13 protein-coding genes are annotated in these 13,732 nt (G+C 67.6%); 2 read left to right on the plus strand and 11 right to left on the minus strand.

The window, feature by feature from the left end; all coding sequences use genetic code 11:
• Window positions 1-94: 94 nt before the first annotated feature.
• The 8 genes from VG502_RS07535 to VG502_RS07570 all read right to left on the minus strand — a co-directional run bounded on the left by VG502_RS07535 (window position 95) and on the right by VG502_RS07570 (window position 9,876).
• Window positions 95-1,432, minus strand: a complete 1,338-nt coding sequence (locus VG502_RS07535) for an alpha-hydroxy-acid oxidizing protein (RefSeq protein ID WP_325549419.1) — start codon at window positions 1,430-1,432, stop codon at window positions 95-97.
• Window positions 1,433-1,460: 28 nt separating this feature from the next.
• Complete coding sequence (locus VG502_RS07540) at window positions 1,461-2,990, minus strand: AMP-binding protein (RefSeq protein ID WP_325549420.1); 1,530 nt, start codon at window positions 2,988-2,990, stop codon at window positions 1,461-1,463.
• 92 nt (window positions 2,991-3,082) lie between these two features.
• On the minus strand, window positions 3,083-4,051 hold the full coding sequence (locus VG502_RS07545) for a DUF2332 family protein (protein ID WP_325549421.1): 969 nt from the start codon (window positions 4,049-4,051) through the stop codon (window positions 3,083-3,085).
• A 50-nt stretch (window positions 4,052-4,101) separates the two neighbouring features.
• Window positions 4,102-4,881, minus strand: coding sequence for an amino acid ABC transporter ATP-binding protein (locus tag VG502_RS07550; protein ID WP_325549422.1), 780 nt, complete (start codon window positions 4,879-4,881; stop codon window positions 4,102-4,104).
• A complete protein-coding gene (locus VG502_RS07555) occupies window positions 4,878-6,347 on the minus strand; it encodes an ABC transporter permease subunit (RefSeq protein ID WP_325549423.1) in 1,470 nt (489 codons plus the stop codon). Before VG502_RS07555 ends, VG502_RS07550 begins: the two co-directional genes overlap by 4 nt.
• Before the next feature lie 142 nt (window positions 6,348-6,489).
• A complete protein-coding gene (locus VG502_RS07560) occupies window positions 6,490-7,551 on the minus strand; it encodes an aspartate-semialdehyde dehydrogenase (protein WP_325549424.1) in 1,062 nt (353 codons plus the stop codon).
• A 4-nt stretch (window positions 7,552-7,555) separates the two neighbouring features.
• Window positions 7,556-8,611, minus strand: a complete 1,056-nt coding sequence (locus VG502_RS07565) for an aspartate-semialdehyde dehydrogenase (protein ID WP_325549425.1) — start codon at window positions 8,609-8,611, stop codon at window positions 7,556-7,558.
• The gene (locus VG502_RS07570; protein WP_325549426.1) at window positions 8,608-9,876 is read right to left on the minus strand and encodes an aspartate kinase; all 1,269 of its coding nucleotides are present in this window, start codon (window positions 9,874-9,876) and stop codon (window positions 8,608-8,610) included. The genes VG502_RS07565 and VG502_RS07570 overlap by 4 nt, the downstream gene beginning before the upstream one ends.
• Before the next feature lie 209 nt (window positions 9,877-10,085).
• Here VG502_RS07570 and VG502_RS07575 point away from each other — a divergent pair, with 209 nt between their 5' ends.
• The gene (locus VG502_RS07575; protein WP_325549427.1) at window positions 10,086-11,006 is read left to right on the plus strand and encodes a phosphatase PAP2 family protein; all 921 of its coding nucleotides are present in this window, start codon (window positions 10,086-10,088) and stop codon (window positions 11,004-11,006) included.
• Window positions 11,007-11,034: 28 nt separating this feature from the next.
• Here VG502_RS07575 and VG502_RS07580 read toward each other — a convergent pair whose 3' ends face one another.
• The 3 genes from VG502_RS07580 to VG502_RS07590 all read right to left on the minus strand — a co-directional run bounded on the left by VG502_RS07580 (window position 11,035) and on the right by VG502_RS07590 (window position 12,948).
• A complete protein-coding gene (locus VG502_RS07580) occupies window positions 11,035-11,610 on the minus strand; it encodes a DUF5063 domain-containing protein (RefSeq protein WP_325549428.1) in 576 nt (191 codons plus the stop codon).
• Complete coding sequence (recR, locus tag VG502_RS07585; RefSeq protein ID WP_325549429.1) at window positions 11,603-12,202, minus strand: recombination mediator RecR; 600 nt, start codon at window positions 12,200-12,202, stop codon at window positions 11,603-11,605. The genes VG502_RS07580 and recR overlap by 8 nt, the downstream gene beginning before the upstream one ends.
• Window positions 12,203-12,354: 152 nt before the next feature.
• Entirely contained in the window at window positions 12,355-12,948 is a 594-nt protein-coding gene (locus VG502_RS07590; protein ID WP_325549430.1) for a hypothetical protein, read from the minus strand.
• Window positions 12,949-13,074: 126 nt separating this feature from the next.
• On the opposite strand from VG502_RS07590, the gene VG502_RS07595 reads away from it, so the two are divergent.
• The gene (locus VG502_RS07595) at window positions 13,075-13,728 is read left to right on the plus strand and encodes a DinB family protein (protein ID WP_325549431.1); all 654 of its coding nucleotides are present in this window, start codon (window positions 13,075-13,077) and stop codon (window positions 13,726-13,728) included.
• Window positions 13,729-13,732: the final 4 nt, after the last annotated feature.

Here is a 13,732-nt window from a genome sequence, read left to right on the forward strand (position 1 = left end):
CGCAAATACCGAGAGGACACGCGATTTGGCCGATTTCGGGGCCAAATCGCGTGTCCTCTCGGCGATCGCGTGTCCTCTCGGCAAAGGTGGCGGGTCAGGTGCTCAGGCAGTCGCGGGTGATCTGGTCGATGGAGGCTATGCCGGACAGGCCCATGGTGAGGTCGAGTTCGGCGAGCAGTCGCTCCATGACGGCCTGCGCGCCGGCCGCCCCGTCCAGCGCGAGACCGTAGAGCCAGGGCCGGCCGACCAGGACCGCTGACGCACCCAGCGCCAGCGCCTTGAAGATGTCGGCTCCGCTGCGGATGCCGCTGTCGAAGAGCACCGGCACCTGTCCGTCGACAACCGGCGCGATCGCAGCCAACGCGTCGAGCGACGCGATGGCGCCGTCGACCTGGCGGCCACCGTGGTTGGAGACGATGATGCCGTCGGCTCCGTGCTCGAGAGCGAGTCGTGCATCGTCCACCGACTGAATTCCCTTGAGTATGACGGGAAGTGACGTCCAGTCGCGAAGCTTCGCCAGGTCGTCCCAGCTGAGCCCGGGGCACGGGAAGACGTCGAGGAACGTCTCGACGGCAGCTCGTGGCAGCGGTGAACGCAGGTTGTCCCGGAACCTGCCGGGGTAGTGCCGGGTGATCGAAGCAAGGGTGCGTATGGCGGTCAGGGTGGGCCGCTCGGACGACAGGTCCCTTCGAGACACCCGCTCGTCCCTCGCGGGCTCCTCAGGGACCTCCGCGACACGATCGCGGACGAGGTTCTGGAAGACCGGGTCGGTGAGGTACTGCGCGATGCCTTCACCACGGGCGAACGGCAGGTAACCCAGGTCGAGGTCCTTGGTGCGCCAACCGAGCAGGGGCGTGTCGAGCGTGACGACGATGGCTTGCGCGCGGGACTTCTCGGCACGCCGGACCAACGAACGTGCCAGATCGTCGTTATTGCTCCAATACAGCTGGTACCACATCGGATTGGCACGGAGCGCCTTCGCTGTCTGCTCCATCGGCACCGAACCCTGGGTCGACAGCACCATCGGCAGACCGAGCGACCGCGCCGCCTCCGCCACGGCGAGCTCCGCCTCCTTGTGCGCCATCTCCAGCACACCGATCGGCGCGAAGAGCACCGGCGCCGGCAGGTCGTGTCCGCAGAGACTGACGCCCAACGAACGCTCCCCGACGTCCCGCAGCAGCCGCGGCACGATCGGATAGCGTTCGAACGCAGCGATGTTCGCGGCATCGGTGCGCTGCATGCCAGCACTCCCCGCGACATACGACCAGGCCTGCGGACTCATCCGGCGACGGGCTGCGGCATACAGGGCAGCCGGCTCGACCGGCACCTTCGGCTTGTGGCCGTAGGCGCCCGCGGCATAGATCGCGCCCTGCACCGCACGGCCGATCCCCGACAGCGCGCGTGCCGGAGTCTCGATACGGGACTCCTCCACTTCGTTCCCCGCCTACTCGACCCGCATATCAGTTGACCTGCTTGCCGTCGTCGGCCCAGAACGGCTGGCGCAGCTTGAATTTCTGCAGCTTCCCGGTCGCGGTCCGGGCCAGCTCGTCACGGAACTCGATGCGCTTGGGCGCCTTGTAGCCCGCGAGCGACTGCTTCGCGTGCGCGATCAGCTCCTGCTCGGTCACCTCACCGTCGGCGACGACGAGCGCAGTGACCAGCTCACCCCACTTCTCGTCGGGTATGCCGATCACGGCGACCTCACGCACTGCAGGGTGCGACATGAGCACATCCTCGACCTCGATGGAGGAGACATTCTCACCGCCGGAGATGATCACGTCCTTCTTCCGGTCCAGGATCACCAGCGCGCCATCGTCGATCACGCCGCCGTCGCCGGTGTGAAACCAGTTGTCCGCCAAGGCTGTTGACGTTGCCTCGGGGTTGTTCCAGTAGGCCTCGAGGTTGTGATTGCTCTGGAAGAGCGCTTCACCGGACTCGTCGACCTTCATACGCACTCCGACCGCGGGGTAGCCGGCTCGTCCCAGTTTGCGCGCCTGATCGGTCGGTGACAGGTCCTCCCACTCCGAGCGCATCCGGCTCATCGTGAGCAGCGGTGCGGTCTCGGTGAGGCCGTAGATCTGGATGAACTCCCAGCCGAGCTCCTCGCGCACCCGCTCGATGGTCCGGGTCGGGGGCGGCGCGCCGGCAACCACGATGCGTGTCCGATCACGCCCCGGGATCGGACCGTCCCAGGTCTGCGCGGCATCGAGTGCTGCCGCCACCACGGCCGGCGCGGCGCACATCAGGGTCACGCCGTGCTCGTCGACCCGCCTCAGGATCTCGGCTCCGTCGATCTTGCGCAGCACGATGTGCTTGCCGCCCATGCCGGTGACGGAGAAGGGCATCCCCCAGCCGTTGGCGTGGAACATCGGCAGTGTGTGCAGGTAGACGTCGTCGTCGGAAACCGTTGCCTGCCAACCGAAGACGGTCGCGTTGAGCCAGTTGTTTCGGTGGGTCAGCTGCACGCCCTTGGGGCGAGCGGTCGTGCCGGAGGTGTAGTTGATCGTCGCGGTCGCGTGCTCGTCGCCCTCCCACGGTCGCGGCTCCCCGGTCGACCCCCAGATCTCGTCGTCCGCCTCACCGAGCAGGAACTTCCGGTCGCAGTCCACATCGTCCAGCAGATGCTTCAGCTCGGGATCGACCATCAGCACCTCCGCGCCGGAGTGCTCCACGATGTACCGCACCTCGGGCACCGACAGGCGGAAGTTGACCGGGACGAGGATGCGTCCGTAACCACTCACCCCGTAGAAGGACGTCAGCAGCCGCGCGCTGTTGTGGGAGACCACCGCGACCCGGCCGCCGACGGGCACGCCCATCGCATCGAGCCCGGCCGCCTGCGCCCGCGCGAGCCGCGCCATCCGTCGGTACGTGATCGAGCCGCCGTCGAAGGGCGCGGCCGGCTGGTTCGGTTCGTCGACGATCGCGACGCGGTCGCCGTAAACCGTCTCCGCTCGCTCGAGAAAATCGCGGACGATCAACGGAAATTCCATCAGGGGGGCCTCCAGGCAGTCGTGGTGTGGTCATTCTGGCAACTACGGCTGTATGCCGCCAGGAAACAACGCGACGAAACCGCGGCGTCCCGCTATTCGAGTTGGACGACCTCGGTCAACAGCTCGCCGGCTCGATAGTGCGCCAGCCGGACGGCACGTGCCATCGGCTCGGCATCGCGCAGCGCAGCAGCATCGCTCACCGAGCGCAGCACACCGACCGTTTCCTCGGACACCCAGATCCCCTCGGCGTGGCGGGCGCGCATCAGCTCGTCCATCTTCGTCCGTTCGTCGACCATGCACAGGAAGGACGAGCCGAAAACCACTGGCAATCGGCCGAATCCGAAACCAGCAGCGGCCACGACGTCGAAGGCGTCACGGCGCGACACGACGATGTCCTGCTGGTCGACCAGCCGGGCTGCCCACTGCACACGGGCTTGTGCAGCCACCTGCTCCGGCTCGAGCTGCGACAGCATCCGGTCGAGGGTGTCCTGTTCCTGCGGGTGCAAGGGGTGCAGGTCGTAGCCCCTGCGGGATGCGATGTGCTGCCCGGCCAGCAGATCCGGCTCGAACGCGTCGGCGACCAGCTCCAGCCCGGCGGCCGCACCGACCGCAACGAGGTCGAGGGTCACCGGCTCGGCATACACCGACTGCAGGTGTTCGGTGACGAGTCGCAGCATCCGCACGCCGGCCTGCGGGTCGTTCAGCGGCAACGGCCGCTGCTGCAGCCGTCGCCCGATCGGTCCGCGCCGGTCGCGCAACAGCTCCGTCCACAGCTGATAGGAGCGGCTGTCCGGCCGCAGCGTGCCGTTCAGCACCGGGTAGTAGCCGGCCAGCGGGCGCTGCGGGCCGAGGTGCCGCAGCTCCTCACTCGTCGCGCGCAGCAACCGCTGGGCGGCCTGCCAGCTCCCGAAGTCGAGCCCGTATGACGCGAAGGCCGTGAAGGTGCGATCGTCGGGGCCGGTCTCGGCGCCCGCGGTGGCGCACCAATACCGGTAGAGCGGGCCGGAGAACACCTCCGCGGCAGCGGCGAACGCGGCCCGGCAGTCGTCTACGTCGCTCATGGTTCCGCCAATCTAACCGGGGAGGGCGGTCGGGCGACGGACGCCCGGCGTCATACCTCCAGCAAGCGGTGCAGGAAGGCCTGCGTTCGTTCCTGCTGCGGATGATCGAGGACGTCCTTCGGCCGCCCGCTCTCGACCACCACCCCGCCGTCGATGAAGAGCACGTGGTCGGCGACGTCGCGCGCGAAACGGATCTCGTGCGTCACGATCACCATCGTGCGGCCCTCGCGCGCCAGCTGTCGTATGACGTCGAGCACCTCCCCCACCAGCTCCGGGTCCAGGGCAGAGGTCGGCTCGTCGAAGAGCAACAGGTCGGGCTCGAGCGCGAGCGCCCGGGCGATGCCGACGCGCTGCTGCTGACCGCCGGACAGCTGGTACGGGAACTTGTCGGCGTGGTCCGCCAGGCCCACCTTCGCCAGCAGGGCGCGCGCCTTCTCGTCGGCCTCGGCCGCCGGCTGTCCCTGTACGACGATCGGGCCCTCGGTGACGTTCTGCAACGCAGTGCGGTGCGGGAAGAGGTTGTGCCCCTGGAAGACCATCCCGCTGTGCGATTGGTAGCGCCGCAGCAGCGCCCGGTCCGCGGATGAGAGCCGGCCTCGCCGTGACGCCCGGATGGTCGCGAAATCGACTGACACGTCAGCGATCTCGACGACACCGCGGTCCGGGCGCTCCAGTGCGTTCAGCCCACGCAGCAACGTGGTTTTGCCCGACCCGGACGGCCCGACGATGACCGTGACCGTGCCGCGCGGCACGCTGAACGACACGTCCTTGATGACTTCGTGGTCACCGAACCTCTTGGCCACTCCGGTGGCTCGCAGCAGATCGCTCATCGCAGGACATACCTGTTCAGTCGGGTTTCCAGGCGGCCCTGGAAATGGTTGAGGATGAAGCAGATCACCCAGTAGTAGACGGCTGCCGAGCAGTAGAGCGCGAAGTAGCTGTAGGTGGGCGCCGCCGCGATCTGCGCCTGATGGAAGAGGTCGAGCGCCAGGATCGTGGACGTCAGCGAGGTGTCCTTGACCAGCGAGAGCAACGTGTTGCCCAGCGGCGGCACCGCGATCCGGGCGGCCTGCGGAAGCACCACGCGTCGCAGCGAGGTGCGGTAGTCCATGCCGATCGTCTCGGCGGCCTCCCACTGGCCGGTCGGCACCGACGAGATGGCCGAGCGGACGATCTCCGCGCCGTAGCCGCCGACGTTGAGGCTGAGCGCGATCGACGCAGCGACGAAGGTGGAGAACTCGATCCCAAGCTCCGGCAACCCGAAGAAGACGATCACCAGCTGCACCAGCAGCGGCGTACCGCGGATGATCGAGATGAAGACCCGCGCGATCCACGAGAGCACCAGGATGCTGGAGCGGCGCATCAACGCGACCACCACGGCGATGATCAGGCCGAAGATGAAGGCGACGATGGTCAGCGGGATGGTGGTCTTCAGGGTGGCCTTCAGCATCGGCCACGCGTTGTCCTTGACGACCTGCCAGTCGCTCTTGGCCGACTTCTTCTCGGCCTTGGCCCCGAAGTACTTGTCGTAGAGCTTCTGCGACGTGCCGTCCTGGCGCATCGCCTTGATCTCTTTGTCGATCGCCGGCATATAGCCGCTGCCCTTGCGGGCCGCGAGCACCGACTCACTCCTGTCGTCGGTCGTCGCGACGATCTTGACGCCCTTGTCGCCCTTGGTGTTCAGGTAGTTCTTGACCGCCAGCTGGTCGTTGACGATGGCGTCGACCCGGCCCTGGGCGAGTGCCGTGACCGCCTTGTCCATGGCATCGACGCCGACGATCTTGGCGCCGTTCTGCTTCGCCGTCGCGGCCCAGTTGCTGGTGATGTTCTCCGCGGCACGCTTGCCCTTGAGGTCCTTCAGCGTCTTGATCGAGTCGTTGTCCGACGCGACGAGGAGCACCCCGGTCGTGGAGATGTATGGCGTGGACAGGTCGTACTTCGCCTTGCGCTCCGGGTTGAGGGTGACCTGGTTGGCGACGAGGTCGATCCGCTTGGACTGCAGCGCCGAGAACATCGAGTCCCAGGGTGTTTCCTCGAACTTGATCTTCACACCGAGCCGCTTGCCGACCTCCTTGATGAAGTCGACGTCGTACCCGGTGAGCTTGTCCGACGCGTCGTGATAGCTGAAGGGCGGATAGACGCCCTCCGTGCCGACGCGCAGCGTGGACGGCAGCCCATCCGGACGGGCCTTGTCCGGGGCAGCGTGCGCTGGTGGAGCGAGGAACACTCCGCCGAGCAGGAAGAACGTCGCGAGCAGAGCCGCGACGCGAGATCGAGATAACCGGGCCTTATGCACTGGCAAGAGCATACGGGTCCGCACCGTGCGCTCGCGAAGCCGTAACAACGACCTCGGGGCACGCGAAGTATCGGAGGAGCGTCTCGGGGTCCCCGCGAAGTATCGGAGGAGCGAAGCGGGGGAGAACTTCGTGGGGTGAGAGTCAGATGCTGAGTTCGGCGATCTGCAACGCGTTGAGCGCCGACCCCTTGCGCAGGTTGTCCGCGCAGATGAACAGCTCGATCGCGTTGGGGAAGCCGTCGATCCGCCGAACCCGACCGGCGAAGATCGGGTCGGCTCCGACCACGTCGACCGGAGTCGGCCAGGCATCATCGGATGATGCTGCTGAATCATCAAGCACCACAACGGAGTTCGACGACTCCGTGAGGACCCTGACCGCGTCGTCACGATCGGTCTCGGTCGCGAAGGTGGCGTGGATCGACACCGAATGCGTTCGCACGACCGGCACCTGCACGCACGTCACGGCCACCGGGAGGTGCGCGACCCGCAGCAGCGCGCGCAGCTCCTCACGAACCGTCACCTCGGAGTCGGTCGCGCCGTCGTCCGCCTCCGCGCCCACCCAGGGAATGACGTTGAACGCCACCGGCGCAGGGAACGGCGACTCGCCCAGGTCGGAGAGCATTCGGCGGACGTCACCCGGCGACTGCCCGACACTCTGGTTGCCGGCGAGCTCCATGGTTTCGTCATACAGCCGCAGGGCACCGGCGACACCCGCGTCGGTGACCGCCTGGAAGGTCGTGGCGACGACCGAGGTGAGCTGCCAGGAACTGTGCAGCGAGTGCAGCGCACCGACCATCATCAGCGTCGACGCACTCGGGCTGGCGATGATGCCGGCCGGGGGCTGACGCGCGGCGTCGGGGTTGATCTCCGGCACGACGAGCGGCACATCGGGCGCCGAGACGAAGTGCCCGGACGTGTCGATCACGATCGCCCCCGCGCCGACGGCGACCGGCGTCCACTGCGCCGACACCTCGGCCGGCACCGCCATCACGACGACGTCGGCCCCGTCGAACGCGCCGGCGTTCAGCTCCCGGACCACGGCTTCGTGGCCGAGGATCGACACGCGACGACCGACGGACCGTCCCGACGCCAAGGGGCGGATCTCGCCCCACAGGTCGTCACGGGTCGGCAACAGTGACAGCAACGACAGCCCGACGACCCCCGTCGCGCCGACGACCGCCAACGTGGGCTTGCCCTCGGTCATGGCGTCACCGCTCTGCTGCGATGACCTCAGCGATCTGAATCGTGTTGAGGGCAGCACCCTTTCGCAGGTTGTCGCTCGAGACGAAGAGCACCAGGCCCTTGCCGTCCGGCACCGACTGGTCCTGCCGGATCCGCCCGACGTATGACGGATCCTGGCCGGCCGCCTCCAGCGGGGTCGGCACGTCGGTCACGACGACGCCGGGCGCATCGGCCAGCAGCGCACGTGCTTCGTCCGGGGTGATCGCCTTGTCGAACTCGGCGTGGATCGCCAGTGAGTGCCCGGAGAAGACCGGCACGCGCACGCAGGTGCCGGCGACCGCGAGATCGGGCAGCTCGAGGATCTTGCGCGACTCGTTGCGCAGCTTCTGCTCCTCGTCGGTCTCCTCGCTGCCGTCGCCGACGACCGAGCCGGCCATCGGCAGCACGTTGTAGGCGATCGGCGCGACATACTTCTTCGCCGGGCCGAGCTCGACGGCCGAACCGTCGTGCGTCAGGCCCTCGAGGTTGCCCTCGACGCCCTGCCGGATCTGCTCCGCCAGCTCCTCCACGCCGGCGAGACCGGACCCGGACACTGCCTGGTAGGTCGCAACGATCAGCCGGCGCAGGCCGGCCGCATCCGCGAGCGGCTTGAGCACCGGCATCGCGGCCATCGTGGTGCAGTTGGGATTGGCGATGATGCCCTTGGGCGGGTTCGCGATCCGCGCGGGGTTGACCTCGGAGACGACCAGCGGGACCTCGGGGTCCTTGCGCCAGGCGGAGGAGTTGTCGATGACCGTCACACCGGCCGCCGCGAACCGTGGCGCCTGCGCACGCGAGGTCTCGCCGCCGGCGGAGAAGATTGCGATGTCGAGCCCGGCCGGGTCAGCGGTCGAAGCGTCCTCGACAACCAATCGCTGGCCCTGCCAGTCGATTTCGCGGCCAGCGGAGCGCGCCGACGCGAAGAGGCGCAGCTCGGCGACCGGGAAGTTGCGCTCGGCGAGCAGCCGCAGCACGACCCCGCCGACCTGGCCGGTCGCGCCGACGACGCCGACCTTCAAACCTTCGTCAGCAAACACGCTCATCGTCCGGTACCTCCGTAAACCACTGCTTCTCCATCGCTGGAATCCAAGCCGAATGCCGTGTGAACGGCACGCACGGCGTCATCCAGCAGATCACCCTTGGTGACGACCGAAACCCGGATCTCCGAGGTCGTGATCATCTCGATGTTGATGCCGGCGTCGGCGAGCGCCTGGAAGAGTGTCGCCGAGACACCGGGGTGACTGCGCATGCCGGAGCCGACGAGCGAGAGCTTGCCGATCTGGTCGTCATACTGCAGCGACTCGAAGCCGAGTTCGGACTTGGCGTCCTGCAGGGCCTGCACGGCGCGCTGCCCGTCGGATTTCGGCAGCGTGAAGGACACGTCGGTCGTTCCGGTGGCGACGGCCGAGACGTTCTGGACGATCATGTCGATGTTGACCTGCTGCGCCGAGATCAGGTTGAAGATCGCCGCGGCGCTGCCTGGGGTGTCCTTGACACCGACGACCGTGACCTTGGCCTCGCTGCGGTCGTGGGCGACGCCGGCGATGATCGGGGCTTCCACGTCTTCTTCTCCTTCTGCTGGGTGGACCCAGGTGCCCTCGCGGTAGCTGAACGAGGAACGCACGTGGATCGGCAGGTTGAACCGTCGGGCGTATTCGACACAACGCAACATCAGGACCTTGGCGCCCGACGCGGCCATCTCCTGCATTTCTTCGTTGCTGATGCGGTCGATCTTGTGGGCCGAGGGCACGATGCGCGGGTCGGCGGTGAAGATGCCGTCGACGTCGGTGTAGATCTCGCACACGTCGGCGTCGAGCGCGGCGGCGAGCGCCACTGCGGTCGTGTCGGAGCCGCCACGGCCGAGCGTGGTGATCTCCTTGGTGTTCTGGCTGACGCCCTGGAAGCCGGCGACGATCACGATGTGACCCTCGCCGATCGCCTCGGTGATGCGGCCGGGCGTCACGTCGATGATGCGCGCCTTGCCGTGCGTGTCGTCGGTGATGACACCGGCCTGCGAACCGGTGAACGACATGGCGGAGTCGCCCAGGTTGGCGATCGCCATCGAGACGAGCGCCATCGACATACGCTCACCGGCCGTGAGCAGCATGTCGAGCTCGCGCTCGGGCGGCGCGGGCGAGACGGCGTCGGCGAGCTCGAGGAGCTCGTCGGTCGTGTCACCCATCGCGGAGACCACGACGCAGACCTGGTTGCCGGCCTTGCGCGTGTCCACGATGCGCCTGGCAACTCGCTTGATGCTTTCGGCGTCGGCGAGCGATGAGCCGCCATACTTCTGGACCACAAGAGGCACGGGTCGAGCTTCCCTTCACGGGTCGAGAACAGTTGGATCGACCCCTGAGTCTATCGAGCACCGGAAGCCGTAACGGGGTCGCCCGTATGTCGGAACCGCATCCCGCCGGCCGATACGGTGCCCGCGCACACGTAGCGCGCGGTAACACGAACACTCCGTGAACGGAGGGTGATTTCAGACCCTGAGAGTTCAGTGACAGAATTGGTACTGTGTCGAGTCTTTCGGGTGGGGTCGGCGACCTCAGTTCCACGGAGCGTCGAGCCGAGTCCGGCCCGGCGCTGCTTCCGCTGCGGTGGCGCGCATACCGTCGGCCGCGATGGTGGTTCGAGGTCATCGTGCTCGTCGTGCTCGACATCGTCTACGAGCACCTGCGCAACCTGGTGCCGACCCGCCAGGGCGAGGCGCTGGCCCGCGGCTGGGATCTGTTCGACTTCGAGCAACGCATCGGCCTCGATATCGAGCTGACCCTGAACCACTTCGTGATGCGTCACGAATGGCTCGCCCAGATCGCCAATTACGACTACTCGTTCTTCCACCTGCCGATCACCGGCGCCGTGCTGATCTGGCTCTTCTGGTTGCACCGCCGGGTCTACAAGACCGCGCGGACCGTGCTGGTCTTCACCACGATCCTCGGACTGATCGGCTTCTGGCTCTTCCCGATGGCGCCGCCCCGCTTGCTCGAGGGCAGCGGCTTCACCGACACGGTGGTCTACTTCAACACCTTCGGCTCGTGGGGCAGCCCGACGGTCGCCAGCCATTCCAACCTGTATGCCGCCATGCCCAGCCTGCACTGCGCATGGGCGATGTGGGTCGGCCTGTCCGTCTTCTTCGTCGCACGCCACAAGCTGATCCGGATCGTCGGGCTGTCCTACGGCATCTGGACCGTCTTCGTCGTGATGGCGACGGCCAACCACTTCATCTTCGACGCGTTCGCCGGCTACGCGTGCCTCGCGGTGTCGGCCCTCGCGGTGTGGCTGCTCTTCGGGCATAACCCGTGGAGTCCCGCGCGTGACAAGAAGGAACTCGTCGACGACGCGTTGCTCAGGCAGAACGCCGAGGCCGCCGACCACACCGCGTCGGACCAGGAGTCGGACCAGGACGCCACGACACCCTCGAAGACCACCGTCTGAGCGGCGCAACCCTCGAGGGCACAGCGCTTCAGGGGTGCAGCGCCTCGAACTCCGCGTCTGCGACGGTCTCGTCGTCGGCGTCCAGTCGCAGGTGCGCCAGGATCGTCTGGACCACGCGCAGCGCGGCCGATGACCGCACGCCCCACTGGGACAGATAGCTGAACTGCCACCACCACAACGCTTCGCTCAGCCGGCCGTGGTCGAAGTGCACCAGGCCGTGCTCCAGCGCCCCGACGATGTCGGCCAGATCGTCGGACAACGCGCCGCGTGCCGGCTCGACCGAGGTGAGCGGGTCGACGACGTCGGCATAGTCGTCGATGCCGTCGAGCATGTTGGCCAGGCCCATCCGCAGTGCGTCCAGGCTGCTCTCCGGACCGGGATCGGGCTCGAAGCGCTCCTCCGGCACAACATCCTGTATGGCGCCCAGCCGCGCGCCCGCGACCTGCAACTGCGACAGCATCAGCAGCATCAGTGGCAGGGCGGCATCGGGTGCCGATCCGGCGGCCAGCTGACGCACCGACTCACAGAATGCGCGCGAGTCCTGCGCGGTCTCCGCGGCCAGCGCACCCACCTGCAGGGCTTCGGTGTCCGGTGTCTCAGGCATCGACAACTCTCCGTCCTTCGAATGCGCGGCCGAGGGTGACCTCGTCGGCATACTCCAAGTCTCCCCCGACAGGTAGGCCGGAAGCCAGCCGTGTGACGCGCAGTCCCATGGTCCGCAACAACCGCGACAGGTAGGTCGCGGTCGCCTCACCATTGAGGTTTGGGTTGGTCGCCAGGATGATCTCCTCGATCGGTTCCTCGCCCAGGCGCCGGACCAGCTCGGTGATCTTCAGGTCGTCGGGGCCGATCCCGTCGATCGGGCTGATCGCACCACCGAGCACGGCATACCGGCCACGGAACTCGCGGGTGCGCTCAACGGCGACGACGTCCTTGGGCTCCTCGACCACGCACAGCAGCTTCTCGTCGCGGCGCGGGTCCTGGCAGATGCGGCACAGGGTGTCCTCGGCGACGTTGAAACAGCGCTCGCAGAAGCGGACCTTCTCGCGCACCGTCGTCAGCACCTCGGTCAATCTGGTCACGTCGGCGGGGTCCGCCTGCAGCAGGTGGAACGCGATCCGCTGCGCGGACTTGGGACCGACGCCGGGAAGCTTGCCGAGCTCGTCGATCAGGTCCTGGACCACACCTTCATACACAGTTGTTGAGCCTAATCGCCCGGCCCGACGACGCGCGCCCGCCTCGCCCACCAGCGACACCCCCATCGCGAGTGACGGCTTCTTCGCCGAGTGACGGCGCGATCTAGCCGTCACTCGGCGAGAAAGCCGTCACTGGGAAAGTGGGAGTGCGGTCAGAAGTAGAACGGCGGCTCCACGTACGGGTCGTCACGGACGATGTCGAGCCCGTCGATGCCGAGCACCGCGTCGATCGCCGCCGCGCCGCCCGCGATGGTCGCGAAGTGCGGGTCGACGTCCTCGGTGACACACCACGCGTGGTCGGCCGGCCAGACGTATGCCGGAGTCGGCAGCTCGTCGCCATACGCGTTCGGCCACTGCGGCGCACGCCAGGTTCGGAAATCGGCGGAAGCGCCTCGCAACAGGACGAATTGGCGGTTCGGCAGCGACCACTTCGGAACGTCGAGTTGCGACACGCCGGACGGCCACCCTTCCCAGATCGCGAAGAAGAGGTCGTCCGGTGTCGCGGTGTGTCCGGTCAGCGCCGCCAGGACTCGCTGCAGGCTCTCCTGCTCGTCCGGCAGGTCCTCCGGCGCCTCGAAGTCGTTCTCCGACATCCCCGGGTATGTCGGGTCCGGGATGAACCGCAGCCGCGCATATGCCTCGAAGCACAGCGGACCCCTCGTCACCAGCCGCCACCAGTCCTGCCGGCGCAGCTCATCGGCGATCCATCGAGCGCCGGAGAAGTCCGGTGCGAGGTGCAGGGTCATGAGGACATCCTGCGGGCGGCGGCCCCGTCATACGACCGAATTGTGCGCCGAGAGTGCACCACCGGTCGTTTCACCGTGGCCGGAACGACCGCAACTGCACTCTCGGCGGGCGTAGCGTGCACGACCATGACGCCCGTGCGCCGGATCCACGTCGAGAGCCAGGTGAACCTGGCCGGCTCGGGAGGCGCCGCCGTGTGGAGCTTCGACCTCGACCGGTGGGGTGTCTGCGAGCAGGCCGGCTCCACATGGGAGGCCGTCGCCGTATGGCGACAACGGCATGGCCCGGCACAGGTCGTGGAGTATCTGCCGGGAGACGAGCGTGCCTTCCGGCGGAATAGCGCGCCCGCGTCCGACGCCGAACTGGACCGCACGCTGGCGATCCTGGCGGAGGCGCGCGAGCGGTCGATCGCCATACTCGATGCCCTGCCCGACGAGACGCTCGACTTCGACGACCCGGACCGCGAGCTCCCGGTTTGGGCCCGGTGGCGGACGATCCGGCAAACGCTCTGGCACATCTGTGACACCGAGTCGCGCTACTACCTGCCGCAGACCGGGCTGCCGGCGAAGGAACGGCGCGACCCACTGCGCGACGAACTGCTCGACTCGCACGACCACGTGATGTCGGTCCTGCGCTCGATGGCCCGCGACGCCGTCCACCGACCCGACGGCGAGATCTGGACCGCCACCAAATTGCTGCGCCGGCTCGCGTGGCACGAACGCGGTGAACTTGCCGCCGTCAACACCCTGCTCGCCGGCTGGCAGGCCGACGGTCGCGGGTGACCGC

The organism is Flexivirga sp. (genome assembly GCF_035551235.1).
Taxonomy (GTDB): Bacteria; Actinomycetota; Actinomycetes; order Actinomycetales; family Dermatophilaceae; genus Flexivirga.